The 17,924-nt window shown below is 67.3% G+C and carries 20 protein-coding genes and 1 tRNA gene; 8 read left to right on the top strand and 13 right to left on the bottom strand.

Going from position 1 to position 17,924, the window contains the following annotated elements; all coding sequences use genetic code 11:
* Positions 1-13: 13 nt before the first annotated feature.
* The gene (locus tag BM345_RS19715; protein WP_093382433.1) at positions 14-1,711 is read left to right on the top strand and encodes a bifunctional aspartate transaminase/aspartate 4-decarboxylase; all 1,698 of its coding nucleotides are present in this window, start codon (positions 14-16) and stop codon (positions 1,709-1,711) included.
* A gap of 4 nt (positions 1,712-1,715) precedes the next feature.
* Here the strand turns inward: BM345_RS19715 and BM345_RS19710 are convergent, their stop codons facing one another.
* The 5 genes from BM345_RS19710 to BM345_RS19690 all read right to left on the bottom strand — a co-directional run bounded on the left by BM345_RS19710 (position 1,716) and on the right by BM345_RS19690 (position 6,785).
* Positions 1,716-2,615 (bottom strand): DUF2242 domain-containing protein, encoded by a 900-nt coding sequence (locus tag BM345_RS19710; RefSeq protein WP_254789828.1) that lies wholly within the window; start codon positions 2,613-2,615, stop codon positions 1,716-1,718.
* A gap of 128 nt (positions 2,616-2,743) precedes the next feature.
* Positions 2,744-3,445, bottom strand: a complete 702-nt coding sequence (locus tag BM345_RS19705) for a DUF2242 domain-containing protein (RefSeq protein ID WP_093382428.1) — start codon at positions 3,443-3,445, stop codon at positions 2,744-2,746.
* Between the two features lie 186 nt (positions 3,446-3,631).
* Positions 3,632-4,879, bottom strand: a complete 1,248-nt coding sequence (locus BM345_RS19700; RefSeq protein WP_093382425.1) for a metal-dependent hydrolase family protein — start codon at positions 4,877-4,879, stop codon at positions 3,632-3,634.
* A gap of 22 nt (positions 4,880-4,901) precedes the next feature.
* On the bottom strand, positions 4,902-5,402 hold the full coding sequence (locus tag BM345_RS19695) for a GAF domain-containing protein (RefSeq protein ID WP_093382422.1): 501 nt from the start codon (positions 5,400-5,402) through the stop codon (positions 4,902-4,904).
* Positions 5,403-5,417: 15 nt separating this feature from the next.
* Positions 5,418-6,785 (bottom strand): MFS transporter, encoded by a 1,368-nt coding sequence (locus BM345_RS19690; RefSeq protein ID WP_093382418.1) that lies wholly within the window; start codon positions 6,783-6,785, stop codon positions 5,418-5,420.
* A 123-nt stretch (positions 6,786-6,908) separates the two neighbouring features.
* On the opposite strand from BM345_RS19690, the gene BM345_RS19685 reads away from it, so the two are divergent.
* Both BM345_RS19685 and BM345_RS19680 read left to right on the top strand, forming a co-directional pair.
* Positions 6,909-7,823, top strand: a complete 915-nt coding sequence (locus BM345_RS19685; protein ID WP_093382415.1) for a LysR family transcriptional regulator — start codon at positions 6,909-6,911, stop codon at positions 7,821-7,823.
* A gap of 226 nt (positions 7,824-8,049) precedes the next feature.
* Positions 8,050-8,259, top strand: a complete 210-nt coding sequence (locus BM345_RS19680) for a hypothetical protein (protein WP_139237566.1) — start codon at positions 8,050-8,052, stop codon at positions 8,257-8,259.
* Between the two features lie 45 nt (positions 8,260-8,304).
* Here the strand turns inward: BM345_RS19680 and BM345_RS29770 are convergent, their stop codons facing one another.
* Together BM345_RS29770 and BM345_RS19675 are read right to left on the bottom strand one after the other, a co-directional pair.
* The gene (locus BM345_RS29770) at positions 8,305-8,526 is read right to left on the bottom strand and encodes a hypothetical protein (protein ID WP_139237565.1); all 222 of its coding nucleotides are present in this window, start codon (positions 8,524-8,526) and stop codon (positions 8,305-8,307) included.
* Between the two features lie 102 nt (positions 8,527-8,628).
* Positions 8,629-9,324, bottom strand: a complete 696-nt coding sequence (locus BM345_RS19675) for a YggS family pyridoxal phosphate-dependent enzyme (protein WP_093382410.1) — start codon at positions 9,322-9,324, stop codon at positions 8,629-8,631.
* A gap of 76 nt (positions 9,325-9,400) precedes the next feature.
* Here BM345_RS19675 and BM345_RS19670 point away from each other — a divergent pair, with 76 nt between their 5' ends.
* The 3 genes from BM345_RS19670 to BM345_RS19660 are packed head-to-tail and all read left to right on the top strand — an operon-like array spanning position 9,401 to position 12,580.
* Complete coding sequence (locus tag BM345_RS19670; protein ID WP_093382407.1) at positions 9,401-10,444, top strand: type IV pilus twitching motility protein PilT; 1,044 nt, start codon at positions 9,401-9,403, stop codon at positions 10,442-10,444.
* A 41-nt stretch (positions 10,445-10,485) separates the two neighbouring features.
* The gene (locus tag BM345_RS19665; RefSeq protein ID WP_093382404.1) at positions 10,486-11,622 is read left to right on the top strand and encodes a PilT/PilU family type 4a pilus ATPase; all 1,137 of its coding nucleotides are present in this window, start codon (positions 10,486-10,488) and stop codon (positions 11,620-11,622) included.
* A 40-nt stretch (positions 11,623-11,662) separates the two neighbouring features.
* Positions 11,663-12,580 carry an NAD(P)-dependent oxidoreductase gene (locus tag BM345_RS19660; protein ID WP_093382402.1) on the top strand — a complete coding sequence of 306 codons (918 nt, stop codon included), beginning with the start codon at positions 11,663-11,665 and terminating at the stop codon, positions 12,578-12,580.
* Positions 12,581-12,610: 30 nt separating this feature from the next.
* Here BM345_RS19660 and BM345_RS19655 read toward each other — a convergent pair whose 3' ends face one another.
* Entirely contained in the window at positions 12,611-13,408 is a 798-nt protein-coding gene (locus tag BM345_RS19655; RefSeq protein ID WP_093382399.1) for a BON domain-containing protein, read from the bottom strand.
* A gap of 214 nt (positions 13,409-13,622) precedes the next feature.
* Here BM345_RS19655 and BM345_RS19650 point away from each other — a divergent pair, with 214 nt between their 5' ends.
* Positions 13,623-14,549 carry a hypothetical protein gene (locus BM345_RS19650; protein WP_093382397.1) on the top strand — a complete coding sequence of 309 codons (927 nt, stop codon included), beginning with the start codon at positions 13,623-13,625 and terminating at the stop codon, positions 14,547-14,549.
* A 19-nt stretch (positions 14,550-14,568) separates the two neighbouring features.
* Here the strand turns inward: BM345_RS19650 and BM345_RS19645 are convergent, their stop codons facing one another.
* Both BM345_RS19645 and BM345_RS19640 read right to left on the bottom strand, forming a co-directional pair.
* Positions 14,569-15,162 (bottom strand): SIS domain-containing protein, encoded by a 594-nt coding sequence (locus tag BM345_RS19645; protein WP_093382395.1) that lies wholly within the window; start codon positions 15,160-15,162, stop codon positions 14,569-14,571.
* A 29-nt stretch (positions 15,163-15,191) separates the two neighbouring features.
* Entirely contained in the window at positions 15,192-15,608 is a 417-nt protein-coding gene (locus BM345_RS19640; RefSeq protein ID WP_093382392.1) for a YraN family protein, read from the bottom strand.
* 7 nt (positions 15,609-15,615) lie between these two features.
* On the opposite strand from BM345_RS19640, the gene rsmI reads away from it, so the two are divergent.
* The gene (gene rsmI, locus BM345_RS19635) at positions 15,616-16,554 is read left to right on the top strand and encodes a 16S rRNA (cytidine(1402)-2'-O)-methyltransferase (RefSeq protein WP_254789838.1); all 939 of its coding nucleotides are present in this window, start codon (positions 15,616-15,618) and stop codon (positions 16,552-16,554) included.
* 24 nt (positions 16,555-16,578) lie between these two features.
* On the opposite strand, the gene BM345_RS30195 is transcribed toward rsmI, so the two are convergent.
* The 3 genes from BM345_RS30195 to BM345_RS19625 all read right to left on the bottom strand — a co-directional run bounded on the left by BM345_RS30195 (position 16,579) and on the right by BM345_RS19625 (position 17,743).
* Positions 16,579-16,749, bottom strand: a complete 171-nt coding sequence (locus BM345_RS30195) for a hypothetical protein (RefSeq protein ID WP_175545078.1) — start codon at positions 16,747-16,749, stop codon at positions 16,579-16,581.
* A 203-nt stretch (positions 16,750-16,952) separates the two neighbouring features.
* Positions 16,953-17,027 (bottom strand) — tRNA-Arg (locus tag BM345_RS19630).
* A 44-nt stretch (positions 17,028-17,071) separates the two neighbouring features.
* Entirely contained in the window at positions 17,072-17,743 is a 672-nt protein-coding gene (locus BM345_RS19625) for a TetR family transcriptional regulator (RefSeq protein WP_175545077.1), read from the bottom strand.
* Positions 17,744-17,924 lie beyond the last annotated feature (181 nt).

Raw genomic sequence — 17,924 nt, 5'->3', positions numbered from 1 at the left:
ACAGGAGATGTCCATGGAATTCAGCGATCTCGAAAAGCTTGGCTCACTGAGCCCCTTCGAACTCAAGGATGCCCTCATCCAGGTGGCCAAGGAGAGCAGCCGCTCCATGCTCAACGCCGGGCGCGGCAACCCGAACTTCCTGGCGACGCTTCCGCGGCACGGCTTCTTCCAGCTGGGCCTGTTCGCGATGAGCGAATCCGAGCGTTCCTACCAGTACATGAAGAACGTCGGCGGCTTCCCGCAGCGCCAGGGCATCGAGGAGCGCTTCGCCATCTTCCTGCACCGCAACAAGGGCGTGGAGGGCGTGCGCTTCCTGGGCGCCGCCGTGTCCTATGTGCGCGACCAGCTGGGGCTGTCGGAGGGCGACTTCCTCTATGAGATGTGCGAGGGCATCCTGGCCTGCAACTACCCGGTGCCCGACCGCTTCCTGCGCCTGTCGGAGAAGGTGGTGGGCCAGTACATCCACCAGGAAATGATCGGCACGCACCCCTTCACGGGCAAGTTCGACATGTACGCGGTGGAAGGCGGCACCGCGGCCATGACCTACCTGTTCAACAGCATGAAGGAAAACCACCTGATCAAGGAGGGTGACGCCATCGCGCTGGGCATGCCGATCTTCACGCCCTACATCGAGATCCCGCACCTGAACGACTACCGCCTGGTGGAGGTGGAGATCGACGCGCCGGCGGAGAACAACTGGCAGTTCACCAAGAAGGAACTGGACAAGCTGCTCGATCCGAAGATCAAGGCCTTCTTCCTGTGCAACCCGAGCAACCCGCCCTCGGTTCGGATGTCCGACGAGGTGCTGCAGCACATCGCGGGCATCGTGAAGAAGCGCCCCGACCTGATCATCCTCACCGACGACGTGTACGGCACCTTCGCCGACAACTTCGTGTCGCTGTTCGCCATGTGCCCGTACAACACCATCCTGGTGTATTCGTACTCCAAGTACTTCGGCGCCACCGGCTGGCGCATGGGCGTGGTGGCCACCCACGAGCGCAACGTGCTGGACGACACCATCGCCGCCCTGCCCGAACGCCAGAAGAAGGAGCTGGACGAGCGCTACAGCTCGATCACGACCACGCCGCGCCAGCTCAAGTTCATCGACCGCCTGGTGGCCGACAGCCGCACGGTGGCGCTGAACCACACGGCGGGCCTGTCGACGCCGGTGCAGGTGCAGATGGTGCTGTTCTCGCTGTTCTGCCTGATGGACGAGCGCGACAACTACAAGAACGCCATGAAGCAGATCGTTCGGCGCCGCAAGGCCGCGCTGTACCGCGCACTGGGCCTGCCGCTGCCGCACGACCCGAACTCGGTGGACTACTACCACCTGCTGGACGGCGAGGCCATCATCGCGCAGATGTACGGCACCGACGTGGCCAAGTGGGCGGTGAAGAAGCTGCGGCCCAACGAGGCGCTGTTCCGCATCGCCCAGCGCAGCGGGGTGGTGCTGCTGCCGGGCAAGGGCTTCGGCACGCCGCACCCCTCGGGCCGCGTGTCGCTGGCCAACCTCAACGAGTACGACTACGCCAACATCGGCGTGGCGCTGCGCGAGATGGCCTCGGACTACTACGAGATGTACCAGAAGGAGACTGGCCGCAAGGGCGCCGGCATCGGCGTCGAGACCGCCGCGGCGGCAGGCGCGGGCAAGAAGGCCCAGGTTGCCAAGACGGTGAAGGCGGCCCCGGCCCCGAAGAAGGGCCGGAAGTAAGGGGCTAGTTGCGGGCCGCCTGCGCGGCCGGCTCCGCCGCCGAGGCCTCTGCTGAGGGGCTGGTGGCTTTGGCCGGCATGCTGGACGGCTCGCCCAGCGGCTCCACCGGCAACGGTGGGGCGCGCATCTGGACCGGCTGCGGCGCCTGCGCCTGCGCCTGGGCTTGCGGGGCGGCCGTCTGGACCTGCGGTGCCTGTTGTGCAGCCGGCTGCGGCCCGGCCGTCCCCTGCGCCTGCGATGAGGCGGACGGCGCGGGGCTCGGCACGTCCTGGCCCACGGGCGGCAAGGGCGCAAGCGTCTGGACCGCCAGCGGCTGCGCCACCACGCTCGACGACAGTACCGGAGCGGCCACCGCCGGCTCCGGCTCGGCCACGTTCACCACGATGTAGCGCTGCACGATGGCGAAGAAGCGGTCGTAGAAGCGCTCGTCCGTCACCGTCTGGCTGGCCACCTTCACCAGCGAGTCGTCGCTGGAGGAGTAAGGCAGCGAGACCGAGCCGATCACGCCCACGCCCAGGCTGGCCGAGTTGTTCACCTTCTTGAGGCTGTAGCGGTCCTGCAGCGCGCTGACGAAGACCAGCGTGCGCGGCGGCGTGGCGCTGGCGCGCTTGCGGCTGCTGCTGCCGCCGGTCTCGGTCGCGCAGACCACGCGGAAGTCCAGTTCCACATGCACCTCGGGCGCCGGCTGGAAGGACTTCTTGCCGTTCACCAGTTCGGTGTTGGCGGCCAACACCAGGTAGCCTTGGCTCAACAAGGCGCGGCGCGCGGCTTCGCAGGTCTGGGCTTCGGACGCCTCGAAGACCCGGGTGTGGGTGTCGGTGGAACCGAAGGCCTCGGGGTCGTAGGAGACGCGCTGGGGCGTGCTCTTGCAGCCCGCCAGGACGAGCGCGAGCGCGACCGCCATCAAGGGCGTCGCGAGGGGAAATCGGAGCAAAAAGGAGCGGGAATGGCTCATCACAGGCGCAGATGCTACCCGGCCCCGCGGCCGGCAGGCCCATTGGAGCCGCCAGGGGCCCGAGCGTTCCCTGGAACTCAGTCCTTCTTCGCGGCGTCGGCTGCCTTGGCGGCGTCCGGCTTGGCAGCGTCCGGCTTGGCAGCGTCAGGCTTGTCGGCTGCGGACTCTTTCGGCGGCGGCTCCGGGTCCGGCCCCTGAGACACCAGGTAGCGGTCGACCAGGGCATAGAAGCGCTCGTAGAAGCGCTCGTCGGTCACCGTCTGGCTGGCCACCTTGACCATGGTGTCGTCGCTGGACGAGTAAGGCAGCGAGATCGAGCCCAGCAGGCCCACGCCCACACCGGCCGAGTTGGAGGTCTTCTTGAGGGCGTAGCGGTCCTGCAGCGCGCTGACGAAGGCGGTGGTGGCCTTGCCGGCGTCGGTCGACGCGGAGGGCGCGGCGGCGCGCGCGTCCTTGGCGCACACCACGCGCAGACTCACTTCCATGTGCACTTCGTTCTCCGGCTGGAAGCTCTTGACGCCGCTCACCTGCTGGGCGGTCGCGTCCTTGACCTGGTAGCCCTGGCTCAGCAGCGCGCGGCGCGCGGCCTCGCAGGTCTGGGCTTCGCTGGCCGCGTAGTTGTGCGAGTGGGTGCCTGTGGAGGCGAAGGATTCGGGCTCGTAGCTGGCGAGGCGCTTCTCCTTGCTGCTGCCGCAGCCGGCGAGGGCCAGGCCGATGGCGCACACGATGGCGAGCATCGCGCGGTCGGACAGGAGGTGGGGGAATCGGTGGCTGGGCATATCGAGAAACCATTGTCGGCCGCTCGCAGGAGGCCTCGCCTCCGATTGGACCGGCAGCCGCGTGGCGCAGGCTGTCGGTCTGGCGCCATCCTCCCTGTCGGAGAGCGCCCTACGCGGCCTCGAATTCCAGCCAATGAGCGCTTTTCCAGGCGATGTCCGGGCGTCCCATCGCCGGAGCGGGCGCCATCAGGGAAGGTCGTTGAACTCGATCATCCCTTCCTTCATGACCAGCGGTATGTGCTCGCCCTGCCCCAGCAGGCAGTCGATGTCTTCCAGCGGGTTGCCATCGACCACCAGCAGATCGGCCAGCGCGCCGGGCACCAGGCGGCCCAGGCGATCGCTCATGCCCAGCACCTCGGCGCCCACGATGGTCGCGCTGGCCAGCACTTCGGCCGCCGGCAGCACGCTGGCGCGCAGCCGGAACTCGTCGCTCTGCAGCCGCTGCGACTGGCCCAGCAGGTCGGAGCCGAAACCCATCTTCACCCCGGCCGCCCGGTAGATCTCCAGCGAGCGCAGGCCCGCCTCGCGCACGCTCGCCACCTTGGCGATGCTCTCGGCAGGCAGGCCGAAGCGCCCGCCCTCGCCGGCCAGGGCGTCGTAGGTGATCAGGGTGGGCACCACATAGGCGCCCGCCTCGGCCATCTGCGTGGCGGTGGCGGTATCCACCAGGTTGCCGTGCTCGATGGTGCGCACGCCGCAGCGCACCGCCCGGGCGATGGCAGCCGCGGTGTACGCATGCGCGAGAACGTAAGTGCCACGGCCACTGGCTTCTTCCACGACGGCGCGGATCTCCTCCTCGCTGTAGCCGAAGGCACCCACCGGATCCGTGGGTGATGCCACGCCGCCGGAGGCCATGATCTTGATCTGGTCGGCACCCATCTGCAGTTCTTCGCGCGCCGCCCTGCGCACCGCATCCACGCCGTCGGCCACGCGTGCCAGCGCCCCTACCCGCACGCAGGAGCAGGCCGGATCGCTGGGGATGTAGTCGGTCCTCGCCCGCATGTCGCCATGGCCGCCCGTCTGGCTGAGCGCCCGCCCGGACACGAAGAGCCGCGGGCCCTGCGCCAGGCCCGATTCCACCGCCTGCTTGAACGCGTGGCCGGCGCCGCCGGCGTCGCGAACGGTCGTGAAGCCCCGCCTCAGCATGCCGCGCAGGATAGGCACGCTGCGCAGGGTGACCAGCACGTTGGGCATGCGGATCTGCCGCGACAGGTCGAGTTCGACGGCGATGACGTGCACGTGCAGGTCGATGAGGCCGGGCATCACGGTCCGCCCGGCGACGTCGATGACCCGGGCGCTGCTGCTGTGGATCGGCCGGTCGGCGATCTCCTTGACCTTGCCATCCTCGACGAGGATGTCGCGGTGCTCCTGGAGCTTGCCCAGCAGGGGGTCCAGCAGCGCAGCGTTCTTGAAGAGAGTGGCGGTGGATGTCATGGGTCGATTCCGGTTGTGGGGTTCACGCTTCCAGCGAATGCGCCATCACGGCCGGCAGCGCGAGCTGTGCGTAGACCGTGGCCAGGGCGACATGGTGGTTGTGGTACCAGCCCTCCTCGTGCAGGAGGTTGAGCGTCCCCTGCGTCTGCCCCCGCCAGCGCAGCGGCACGTTCAACACGCTGCGGCAGCCGAGCGACAGGATCAGTTCGTGGTCGAAGAAGACCTCGCGCAGGTCAGCCGCGTTGCGGCCGATGTAGGGCAGGCCCTGCACCATCACGCGCTGCATCCAGGGCGAGTCGGTGATGGCCTTGCGCCCCTGCACGGGATAGGCCTGCGGCATGTTGCTGTAGATGCGTTCGGATTCGCGCTGCGCCCGGTGGTGCACCAGGATCGTGAAGAGGCGATGGCCGATCGCGTTGGCCAACGCGCTGTCGATGGCCCCGAAGGTGGCCAGGGGCTGGGATTCGTCGTCGTGCGCGTGGGCCACGGCCGACAGCAGGTCGATGGGATTGGAGTTGCTCATGCGATGGGGGGGTGGTCAGGCGCCCTTGCCGGCGGCGATGTCTTCCAGCGAACGGCCGCGCGTCGGAATGCCCAGCAGCATCACTGCCGCCGCGCCCATCAGCAGCACGGTCGTCGTGGCGCCGAAGACGCCGCCGAAGCCCAGCTTGGGATAGATGAAGCCCACCAGGATCGGCGCCGTGATGCCGCCGATGCGGCCCACCGCCGAGGCCATGCCGGCGCCGGTGGTGCGCACCTGGGTCGGGAACACCTCCGGCGTGTAGGCGTAGACGCCCGCGTAGGTGCCGTTCATGAAGAAGGACAGCAGCACCCCCGCCGCCATGATCTGCGCGTCGCCGTGCGCGTTGGCCATGCCCAAGGCCGACAGCCCGCCCATCAGCATGTAGACGGCGATGGTGGCTTGCCGCCCGATGCGCTCGTTGAACCATGCAGCCGAGAAGTAGCCCGGCACCTGCGCCAGGTACATCACCAGCGAGTAGCCGAAGCTCTTGGTGATGGTCATGCCGCTTTGCACCAGCAGGCTCGGAATCCAGGTGAAGAAGGCGTAGTAGCTGAAGGTGATGGACAGCCACATGAGCCAGGTCATGCCGGTGATGCGCAAGTGGCCGGGCGAGAGCAGCGTGGCGTAGTTCTTCCAGACGCTGCCGCGGCTGTGGCTGGGCGGGGGCGCCGCGACGTCGCGCTCGTCCACCGGCGGCAGCGCGTGGCCGCGCTGGACGACTTCGGCCTCCACCGCGTCCATGACGGCATCGGCTTGCGCGATGCGGCCCTGGCTCTCGAGCCAGCGGGGAGACTCCGGCAGCACGCGGCGCCACCACAGCAGCATCAGCACCGGCGTGGCGGTGATCAGGATGACGATGCGCCAGCCCTCGGGATGCAGCGGCACGATCAGGTAGCCCAGCAGGGCCGCCGCCACGAAGCCGAAGGAGAAGAAGCCGGCCAATGCGCCCGTGAAGGCCCCCCTGTAGCGCCGCGCCACGAATTCCGACAGGTAGGGCGCGATGATCACGCTCTCGGCGCCGGTGCCCAGCCCCGCGACGATGCGCAGGCCCAGGAAGCTGGTCCAGTCATTGACGAATGCACTGATGAAGGAGGCGACGCAGTAGACCGCGAGCGCCCACATCATCACCTTGCGCCGGCCGATGAGGTCGCCCAGCGAGCCGGCCGCAAGAGCGCCGAAGAAGAAGCCGATGAAGTTGGCGCTGGCCAGAACGCCGATCTGCACGCTGTCGAGGTGCCAGGCGGTGCGGAGCACCGGAAGCACGAATGCGATCACGGCCGCATCCATGGCGTCGAAGGAGTAGCCCAAGCCACCCACCAGAAGCATCCGGCGATGAAAGCCGGAAAAAGGCAGGCGCTCGATTCGAGCCGAGAGCATGGTCATTTGAAGTCTTGTCCCTGAGCGTCGTTTATTGAAATGATTTGCGCGCCGGGGCAATGTACGTTCAGCGATCCATAGAGAAAAATTTATAGTTACTATGGTGTTCATTCTTCCCCTGAATGAAGCATGGGCACCAGCTACCGCAGCGCCGACCTCAACCTGCTGAAGGTGTTCGAGGCCCTCATGACCGAAGGCAACGTCACGCGCGCAGCCCAGAAGCTCTCGCTCACGCAGCCCACTGTGAGCAACGCCCTGCGGCGTTTGCGCGAGACCTACGACGACCGCCTCTTCGTGCGCAGCGGCGCGGGCATCAAGCCGACGCGCCGGGCCATCGACCTGTGGGGGCCGCTGGCGCAGTCGCTGCAGATCGTGCGCGGTACGCTGGAGCCGGACCGCTTCGATGCCACGCAAAGCAGCGCGACGCTCGGCATCTCGATGTCGGACTACGTGGCCAGCATCGTCGTCCCGCGGCTGGAAAAGCGGCTGGCGGTGCTGGCGCCGTCGGTGCAGGTCCACACGATTCCGAACACGCTGGTGGACTTCGGCCCCGTGCTGGCCAACAGCCAGGCCGACTTCGCCATCAGCGTCTTTGCCGACGAGGTCCACCGGCCGTCGTTCCTGAAATCGCGCGCCCTGTGGTCACCCCGCTTCGTCTGCGTGATGCGCTCGGGCCATCCGCTGGCGCAGTTCAAGAAACTGCCGCTGAAGCGCTTCCTGGCCGCGCGCCATGTCGACGTGAGCCTGGCGGGCAAGACGCTGCCCAGCTACGACATCTTCCTGCGCAGCCATGGCCTCAAGCGCAACCTGGTGGCCACGGTCAACCACTATTCGGCTGCCTATGACGCCGTGCGGCAGTCCGACCTGATCGCGGTGCTGCCGTGGTCCAGAAACCTGGACCCGCCGCGCATGAGCGGGCTGAAGCAGGTCCCGGTGCCGCTGGAGGCAACGGCGCGGGTTATCGAGCTGTTCTGGCACCAGCGCCACGAGACCTCCGCCTTCCACCAATGGGCGCGAGGCGTGCTGCTCGAGATCTTCGAATAGACACCCGAGCGTTTGGCTCAATGCGAAGAAATCTTCGCCTCGAGCGACTGCTTGAGGACCACGAGCGCCTTTCTGACCCCCCAATAGCAGCGCTCCTCCGGCATAGGCGCCGGAATGTTGAGCCAGTATCTGCAGCAGGGAAAAATCCGGAACGATGAGCGATGCGCCCGGTAACGCTTCTTCCTCGCCTCACCTAAAAGGAGAGTGTTCCAAAGGGAGTCGATCCATGCAAAGCAGAAAAAGGCCGGTCTTATCAATGATCTTGAGCGCGGTCGCAGCGGGGCTACTTGCCATGTCGGCCTACGAGCGATATGTCGCCTACCGTTTCGACCACTCGGTCTCCAAGATCGCCCAGTGTGGCGCCTTGGCGCTCGTCGCAAGCTACTACGCCTATCGCGTCGCACACATCGCGTGGACGCGTTTCAAGAGTGACTGAGAAACCTACACCGGCGATTTCCGCCATTCCTGGGAGCGGTTGCGCTCAAGTCGCCGCGAACTGCCCGGCCCCGCTGCTGCACGCAAGTTGCACCATCAGCACCTGCTGGCTCTTGATGCGCTGGTTCGGTGGCGGATCCTTGTAAGGCGGCTCCGGCTTGCCCATGTCACAGCCCGCTGCCAGGATGGCGCAGCCCAGCGCCACCAGCGCCCTCGCTAGCGGGGCGTGGCCTCGAAGGTACGAAGGCGGACGACGGCCAGGCTGCATGGCCGACAGTGTGGGCGTCAACGGCTCGGCGTGCGAGCGCGCGGCGGCGCGACAGCGCGTCGGACAACGCCTCGAATCAAGAAGAAGGCGATCTTGAACGCGCTATGCGTAGCTGCGTCCGCCAAAGATGGCCGTGCCCACCCGCACCATGGTGCTGCCCGCCGCAATCGCGGCTTCCAGGTCACCGCTCATGCCCATCGACAGCACGTCCACCGGCAGTCCGGCGGCACGCATCTCGTCGAAAAGGGCTGTGGCGCGCAGGAACAACTCGCGCTGCGCCTCGAAGCCCTCGGCCGGCTCGGGAATGGCCATGATGCCGCGCAACTGCACTCGGGGCAGCTGCGCCACCTGCCGCGCCAGCGCCAGCGCCTCGGCCGGCGGCACGCCCGACTTGTTGGCGCCGCCGTCCACGTTGACTTGCAGGCAGACCTGCAGCGGCGCCATGCCGGCGGGGCGCTGCTCGCTCAGGCGCTGGGCAATCTTCAGGCGGTCGACGCTGTGTACCCAGTCGAAGTGCTCGGCCACCGGCCGGGTCTTGTTGCTCTGCAGCGGGCCGATGCAGTGCCATTCGATGCTGGCGCGCAGGTCGGCCAGGGCCTGGATCTTGGCCACGCCCTCCTGGACGTAGTTCTCGCCGAAGCTGCGCAGCCCGGCGGCGTGGGCTTCTCGCAACGCTGCTTCCGGGAAGGTCTTGGAAACTGCCAACAAGCGCACACTCGATGCATCTCGTCCACATGCCGCGCACGCAGTTTCGATTCGCGTGCGGACTTGCTGGAGCTTGTCGCCAATCGTCGTCATAATCTTTCGAATTCGTATCAAAACGTCACTAAGACTTTAGCCTGACGTCAACAACGCCTACCGGTCGAGGGTCTTCGTGGACATTACCCAACTGCTCGCTTTCAGCGTCAAGAACAAGGCATCGGACCTTCACCTGTCGGCCGGCCTGCCGCCCATGATCCGGGTTCACGGCGACGTGCGCCGCATCAACGTGGACCCGCTGGACCACAAGGCGGTGCATGCCATGGTGTACGACATCATGAGCGACACGCACCGCAAGCACTACGAAGAGTTCCTGGAAGTCGACTTCTCCTTCGAGATCGACGGCCTGGCGCGCTTCCGCGTGAACGCCTTCAACCAGGCGCGCGGCGCCGCGGCGGTGTTCCGGACCATTCCGTCCAAGATCCTCTCGCTGGAGCAGCTCAACGCGCCCAAGATCTTCGGCGACCTGGCGCTCAAGCCGCGCGGCCTGGTGCTGGTGACCGGCCCCACGGGCTCGGGCAAGTCGACCACGCTGGCGGCGATGATCAACTACCTCAACGAGACCGAGTACGGCCACATCCTCACGGTGGAAGACCCGATCGAGTTCGTGCACGAATCGAAGAAGTGCCTGATCAACCAGCGCGAGGTGGGTCCGATGACCCTCTCGTTCTCCAACGCGCTGCGCTCGGCGCTGCGGGAAGACCCGGACGCGATCCTGGTGGGCGAGCTGCGCGACCTGGAAACCATCCGCCTGGCCATGACCGCCGCGGAAACGGGCCACCTGGTGTTCGGCACGCTGCACACCTCGTCGGCCGCCAAGACCATCGACCGGATCATCGACGTGTTCCCGGGCGAGGAAAAGGAAATGATCCGCGCCATGCTGTCGGAGTCGCTGCAGGCCGTCATCTCGCAGACGCTGTGCAAGACCAAGGACGGCCAGGGCCGCGTGGCGGCGCACGAGATCATGCTGGGCACCCCGGCCATCCGCAACCTCATCCGCGAGGCCAAGGTGGCGCAGATGTACTCTTCCATCCAGACCGGCAGCGGCCAGGGCATGCAGACCCTGGACCAGAACCTGACCGACCTGGTGCGCCGCAACGTGATCTCGCCTGCCGAAGCACGCGGCAAGGCCAAGATCCCGGAAAACTTCCCGGGCTGATCAGAGCCCCGCCGGCTTTTTAGATTTCGGAGACAGCCACCATGGAACGCGATCAGGCCAGCCAGTTCATCAACGACCTGCTCAAGCTGATGGTCAGCCGCAACGGCAGCGACCTGTTCATCACCGCCGACTTCCCGCCGGCCATCAAGGTGGACGGCAAGGTGACCAAGGTGTCGCAGCAGCCGCTGGGCGCGCAGCACACGCTGGCCCTCACCCGCTCGGTGATGAACGACCGCCAGATGGCCGAGTTCGAGCGCACCAAGGAGTGCAACTTCGCCATCTCGCCCACGGGCATCGGGCGCTTCCGCGTCAATTCCTTCGTGCAGCAGGGCAAGGTGGGCATGGTGCTGCGGACCATCCCGGCCAAGCTGCCGACCATCGACGGCCTGGGCATGCCCCAGGTGCTCAAGGACGTGTCGATGACCAAGCGCGGCCTGACCATCCTGGTGGGTGCCACCGGCTCGGGCAAGTCGACCACGCTGGCCGCCATGATCGACTGGCGCAACGAGAACTCGCAGGGCCACATCGTCACGGTGGAAGACCCGGTGGAATTCGTTCATCCGCACAAGAACTGCGTGGTGACGCAGCGCGAGGTGGGCATCGACACCGACAGCTGGGAAGCGGCGCTGAAGAACACGCTGCGCCAGGCACCCGACGTGATCCTGATGGGCGAAATCCGCGACCGCGAGACCATGGAGCACGCGGTGGCCTTCGCCGAGACCGGCCACCTGTGCATGGCCACGCTGCACGCCAACAGCGCCAACCAGGCGCTGGACCGGATCATCAACTTCTTCCCGGAAGAGCGGCGCGCGCAGCTGCTGATGGACCTGTCGCTGAACCTGCGCTCGCTGGTGTCGCAGCGCCTGATTCCGACGCAGGACGGGCGCGGACGCGTGGCGGCGGTGGAGATTCTCCTGAACACGCCGCTCATCGCCGACATGATCTTCAAGGGCGAGGTGGGCGAGATCAAGGAGATCATGAAGAAGAGCCGCAACCTGGGCATGCAGACCTTCGACCAGGCGCTGTTCGACCTGTTCGAGAACCACGCGATCACCTTCGAGGACGCGATCCGCAACGCCGACTCGGCCAACGACCTGCGGCTGCAGATCAAGCTCAACAGCCAGCGCGCCCGGTCGACCGACCTCGCGGCCGGTACCGAGAACTTCGCGATCATCTGAGCGCCCTCGTGGCTCATCCGCCGCGCGATAAGCTCGGCGGATGAGCACGATTCAAGCGAAGTCCTATTCCCCCGTCCCCTCCCGCCCGGTCGCCTTCCTGGGCCTGGGCGTGATGGGCTACCCCATGGCCGGGCACCTGGCGCGCGCCGGGCACGGCGTGGCCGTCTACAACCGCACCGCGAGCAAGTCCGCTGCCTGGTGCGCCGAACTGTCGGATGCGGCGGTGAAGCCGCGCGCCGGCGCCACGCCGCGCGAAGCCGTGGCCGGCGCCGACATCGTCTTTGCCTGCGTGGGCAACGACGACGACCTGCGCTCGGTGGTGCTGGGCGAGAACGGCGCCTTCGCGGGCATGAAGCCCGGCGCCATCTTCGTGGACCACACCACCGCCTCGGCCGACGTGGCGCGCGAGCTGTCTACGGCGGCCCAGGAGCGCGGCCTGCACTTCGTCGATGCGCCGGTGTCCGGCGGCGAGGCCGGTGCGCAGAACGGCGTGCTGACGGTGATGTGCGGCGGCGACGCGGCCGCCTTCGAGACCATGAAGCCCGTGGCCGAGGCCTATTCGCGCGCCGTCACGCTGCTGGGCGCCAGCGGCTCGGGCCAGCTGGCCAAGATGGTCAACCAGATCGCCATTGCCGGGCTGGTGCAGGGCCTGTCGGAGGCCATCGCCTTCGGCGAGCGCGCCGGGCTGGACATGGAGTCGGTGCTGGCCGTGATCGGCAAGGGCGCGGCCCAGAGCTGGCAGATGGACAACCGCGGCAAGACCATGATCGACGGCAAGTTCGACTTCGGCTTCGCCGTGGACTGGATGCGCAAGGACCTGGGGCTGGTGCTGGACGAGGCGCGCCGCAACGGCTCGCGCCTGCCGGTGACTGCGCTGGTGGACCAGTTCTATGCCGAGGTGCAGCAGGGCGGCGGCCGACGCTGGGACACTTCCAGCCTGATCACCCGCCTGCGCTGACAAGCGCCGCCGCAGCGGCGGCGGCTGGCGTCAGCGCACCGGTGAGGTGACGGCGCCGCCGCTTGCCGGCGGCGTGGCGCCGGGCGTGACCACCGGGGCGCTGCCGGCTGCAGGCAGCGGCTCCATCGGCGGCAGCGGCACGCGCGAGGAGGAAGAAGAGGACGACGACGAGGCCGGCGCAGCAGACGAGCCGGTGGTGCCGGTACCGCCGCTGGTCGCGGCCTTGATCTCGGCGTCCGAAACCACCTCCACCAGCCGCACGACCTTGCGCACGCCGTCCACGCCGCGCGTGATCTCGGTGGCGCGGTCGGTCTCGCGCCGGTTGGCAATGCCCATCAGGTAGACCACGCCGCGCTCGGTGGTCACCTTGAAGGTGTTGGCGAAGATGTCGTTCTGGTCCAGCAGCGAAGCCTTGACCTTGCTTGTGATGAAGGCGTCATTGGAGCGGTCGGCGATGTTGCTGCCGGCGCCCACCGTGATCTCGTTGAAGACCGTTCGCACGTTGTCCACCTTGGACACCACCTCTTCCGCGCGCTTCTTGTCGGCCTCGGAGGCCACCGTGCCAATCAGCAGCACCTGGCGGTTGTAGCTGATCACCGTCACGTTCATGTTGTCGTTGGCGATGTCCCGGATTCGGGAGGCGCCGCGCACCTCGATGGAGGTGTCGTCCAGTTGGGCGCCCGAGCTGCGCCGATCGGTGGCCACCATGCCGGCGCCGACCGCGCCCGCGCCCACCGCCAGGGGAACGCAGCCGCCCAGTGCGGTCACCAGGGCTGCGCTCGCGGTCAGGGCGAAAGCCAGGCGTTGCAGGGCGGGAATGCGCGTCATATGGTGGTTCCTTCCTTGAAGTGCTGCATGAAGAGAATGCTCCAAAGAGTTTAGCCCACGGCATTTAGTTCAACGGATCAGATCCGGCCGCCGGCCGACTCGGGATCGGCGCTGACTCGTAAATCCCGAAAATGAGTGTTAATGTTTGCATCATGCGCCGCGCCCTTCTCCCACGCCTCGACGTTCCGACGACCGTGAAACGGGGAGCTGCTGCGTGAGCCGCGCCTTCACCGCCGCGCGAGCCATTGCGGCCCGGGTGGGTTCACGCCTGGTGACTTCGCCCACCAGCCACGAACCGCCGCTGGTGCTGGTCTTCTCCAAGGACCGGGCGATCCAGCTGGAACTGTTCCTGCGCAGCTACGCCCAGCAGCTGTCCACGCCGCTGCCCCTGACCGTCATGTACCGGGCCACTTCCGAGGCGCACCGTCAGGCCTATGAAGAGGTGTTTGCCGGCTACAGCGCCTCGGAGCTGACCGTCATTGCGGAGAGCGCCTTCAAGCCCGACCTGCTGGCGGTGCTGCGGGCGTCCAATGCACGGCACGTGATCTTCTTCGTGGACGACATCGTCTTCATCCACCCGGTGGACACGCGCCTTCTGGAGCAATGGGACGCGCGCGACGGCGTGCTGAGCCTGCGCCTGGGCCGCAACATCACCCATTCCTTCAACCGCGGCAACATCGAACAGCCGCAGCCGCCGCAGCTCGAGAGCGCCACGCTGGGCGAGCAGCCGCTGGCGCGCTGGCGCTGGTCCACGGGCGTGCTCGACTGGTCGCTGCCCACCTCGCTCGATGGCCACCTGCTGCCGCTGCCGGACCTGGTGCCGGTGATCGAGCAGGCCAGCTTCAAGGCGCCCAATTCGCTGGAAGGCGCGATCGGCCAGTACAAGTTTTTGTTCAAGTGGCGCTGGGGCTACTGCTGGGAGCAGGCGCGCATCATGAACCTGCCGCTCAACACGGTGAAGACCGAGGACTACGACTTCCCGCACCAGGGCTGGGACGCGGAGCAGCTACTGGAGGCCTACCAGCGCGGCCTGCGGCTGGACGTCTCGGAGCTGCCGCTTTCGGAGCACAACAGCTGCCACATGGCCTGGACGCCGACGCTGCGGCCCGCGCCGGAGGCATCGCTGGGCACCGGCACCTGAGGGCCCTGCGCGCGCAGGCTCAGCCGGCGTCTTCCCCGAGCAACTGGGCGTCGATGCCATCGCACAGGCAATGCAGTGTGAGCAGATGCACCTCGTGCACCCGTGCCGCACGCTCGTGCGGCACGCAAACCTGGACGTCGGTGTCGCGCAGCGCGCGGCCCACCGCGCCACCATTGCCACCGAGGAGTGCCACCACCGTCATCTCCCGCTCGTGCGCCGCCTCGGTGGCGGCGAGCACGGCGGCCGAATTGCCGCTGGCGCTCAGGGCCAGCAGCACGTCGCCGGCCTGGCCGAGGGCGCGCACCTGGCGCGCGAAGCGGTCGGAATCCGCTGCTTCAGGCGTGTCGGCCAGCGGATCGGCGCTGTCCGGCTCGAGGGACACGGCGGCCAGCTCGGGCCGCTCGCGCTCGAAGCGGCCAACGAAATGGGCGGCGAAATGCGCGGCCACGAGGCCTGACACGCCCGCGCCGCACGCGAGGATCTTGCCGCCGCTGGTGACACAGGCCAGCAGCGCCTGCATGGCCAGCGACACCGGCTTGCTCAAGAGCGGGCCGGCCTGGTACTTGAGGTCGGCGCTGTCGATGAAGTGCTGCTGTATCCGTTGCTCGAACATGGAGCGGCATGATAGCGGCGACCTGTCTTTCAGTTTGTGTCGAACGCAGCCTTCAGCCATTGCAGCCGCTCTTCGACCAGCACGACGTCGAAGCGGCACGGCGGGAGCACGCGCAGGCGCTGCAGGTAGTGGCGCGCGGCGAAGATGATGCGGTGCTGCTTGAGCCCGGTGATGCTGCCGCCCGCGCCGCCATGCGAGCCGCTGGCCCGCTGGCGCACCTCGACGAAGACCAGGGTGCCGTCGCGCTCGCGCATGATCAGGTCGATCTCGCCGCCACCGCGCCCCGGCGTCCGATAATTGCGCGCCACGAGCTGAAGGCCCGCGGCGCTCAGGTGCTCCAGGGCCGCGTCCTCCGCGGCATCGCCGCGCTGCTTGGTGCTGATGCGGCCGGAGATGCCCGTGCCGCGTCCCGCCGCCCTGTCGTGTTTCTTGTAGGGAACGTTCATCTTGAATCTGCCAGCCGCCTCCACTTCTCTTTTTCGCACCGCGCTGCAGGCCGCGCGCGATGCTGCTGGCTCGCAGGATTATCCGCAGGGCACGCTCTACGTGGTGGCCACGCCCATCGGCAACCTGGCGGATGTCACGCTGCGCGCCCTGCATGTGCTGGAACTGGCCGATGCCGTGGCCTGCGAGGACACGCGCCACACCCAGTCGCTGCTGCGCGCCTACGGCATCGACCGCAAGGGGTCGCAGCTGCTGGCGGTGCATCAGCACAACGAGGCGGAGGCAGCGCAGATGGTCGTTGCGCGCCTGGCGCAGGGCGAGCGCATCGCCTATGTCAGCGATGCCGGCACGCCCGGCGTGAGCGACCCGGGCGCGCGGCTGGCTGCGGCCGTGCGCGCGGCCGGGCACCGGGTGCTGCCGCTACCCGGGGCGAGCAGCGTCACCACGCTGCTCAGTGCGGCCGGCCTGGTGGCGGCTGACTCGGACGATTACAGCGCTTTTGTCTTCGCCGGCTTTTTGCCGACCAAGGCGACCGAGCGCGATGGTGCCATCCAGCGCCTGGCCCAGGAGCCGCGCGCCGTGGTGCTGCTGGAAGCGCCGCACCGCATCGAAGCCGTTGCGCGCGCGCTGGCCGTGTTGGGTGAACGCCGCGTGACCCTGGGACGCGAGTTGACCAAGCAGTTCGAGGAAATCGAAACTGTGCCGGCGGCGCAATTGTCTGAATGGCTCGCTGCCAAGGAGCAGCGCACCCGCGGCGAATTCGCGCTGGTGCTGCATCCCAGCGCATCGCGGGATGGCACGGCTGATGAAGGCGAACGCGTGCTGAGGCTGCTGCTGCCGGAACTGCCGGTGAAGACGGCCGTTCGGCTCGCCGCGGAAATCAGCGGCGCGCCGCGCAATGCACTTTACGAGCGCGCGCTGCAGCTCAAGGAAGCGGACGCGGGCTGAGTTGCCTCGCGCCCGCCGCACCCGTCACGAAGGATCTTTGCTGCGGGTGCGCCCCACGGCGCTGAAGATGCCGATTCCCAGAAGGACCAGCGCACCGATGCCGATGTACAGCGAAGGAACCCCGGCCACCGAGGCGCCCCAGGCGAGGCCGCCCAGGAAGATTACGAAGCCGATCATGTAGAGCGCGAAGGACATGGCTTAGCTCTCGTCGTTGTTGTCGATCGGGGAAGTGTCTGTCGCCTTCGTGGGCCACTCCGGCGGCCTCGCGCGCAAGATCCTGTCGGACCTTGCCTACCCGATGGGGAAGAAAGCTTCTCATGACCAGCGGCCATCGGGGCAAATGGCGGCGGAAATTAAAAGGGAAAGGCCGGGAGCTTGCGTGCTTCCGGCCTTGAGTTTGGTCCCGCCGCCAGGAATCGAACCTGGATCTCAGCCTTCGGAGGGCCGAATTCTATCCGTTGAAATACAGCGAGAGGTCTGACGCAACGCTGCCACGTCAGACCGCGATTATCGCCGATCAGACGATGGCCGGCTCAGCCTCGTCTTCCGCCTCGCCGCCCGACAGGCTCTTGCCCTCGAACCCCAGCCCCGCCAGATACACATGAAAGACCCGCTTGCCCGTCGTGACCAGGTCGAATGCCGCGGGGTCGAGCAGCCAGTCCTCGATCAGCCCGGCAATCAGCGCATGTAGGCCCTGCGCCGCCGTCGCCGCCGGAATCGGCAGCTTGCGCCCCTCCAGGCGCGCCGCCGTGCGCATGGCCCGCTGCAACTCCACCAGGAACAACTGGCGTGACTCCAGGTGGCGACGTCGTACCGAATCCATCTCGTCGGTGTATTCGATCTTGCGGGTGGCGATGTCGAACACGCGGCGCACCTGCGGGTTGGTGGTGATGACGCGCAGCGCGTCGATGAGCGAGCTTTGCACCGCCGCCAGCGGCCGGTCGCCGCTGGCGACGATGCAGGCGCGGTTGGCGTCCTCCAGCGGCAGGGTGACGCGGTCCATCATCGCGTTGAACAGGTCGGCCTTGTCCTTGAAGTGCCAGTAGACCGCGCCCCGCGTGGCGTTGGCGGCCTGGGCGATCTGCTGCAGGCTGGTCTGCGACACGCCCTGCGCCTGGAACAGCAGCTCGGCCGCGTCCAGCAGGCGCTCGCGTGTCGCCTGTGCCTCTTCCTTGGTGCGCCGGACCATGATGTGGGTTGTCTCGAAAAAAAAGATTTGTTCTGGGGTGAAGCTGTGACTATACATCCATGAATGTATGTAAACTAGCCGACTTTTCCGGCGACCCCTTCTCCCCTCCCGCGCCCGAGCGGCCGCGGCGGGCGATTCGCCCGTTTCAGTTCTTCTCCTCTCTGTCTCCTTCAAAGGATTC

Source organism: Variovorax sp. OV329 (assembly GCF_900114785.1).
Taxonomy (GTDB): domain Bacteria; phylum Pseudomonadota; class Gammaproteobacteria; order Burkholderiales; family Burkholderiaceae_C; genus Variovorax.
Note: the sequence above shows the minus strand (reverse complement) of the source record. Positions and strands in the feature narration are given on the sequence as shown.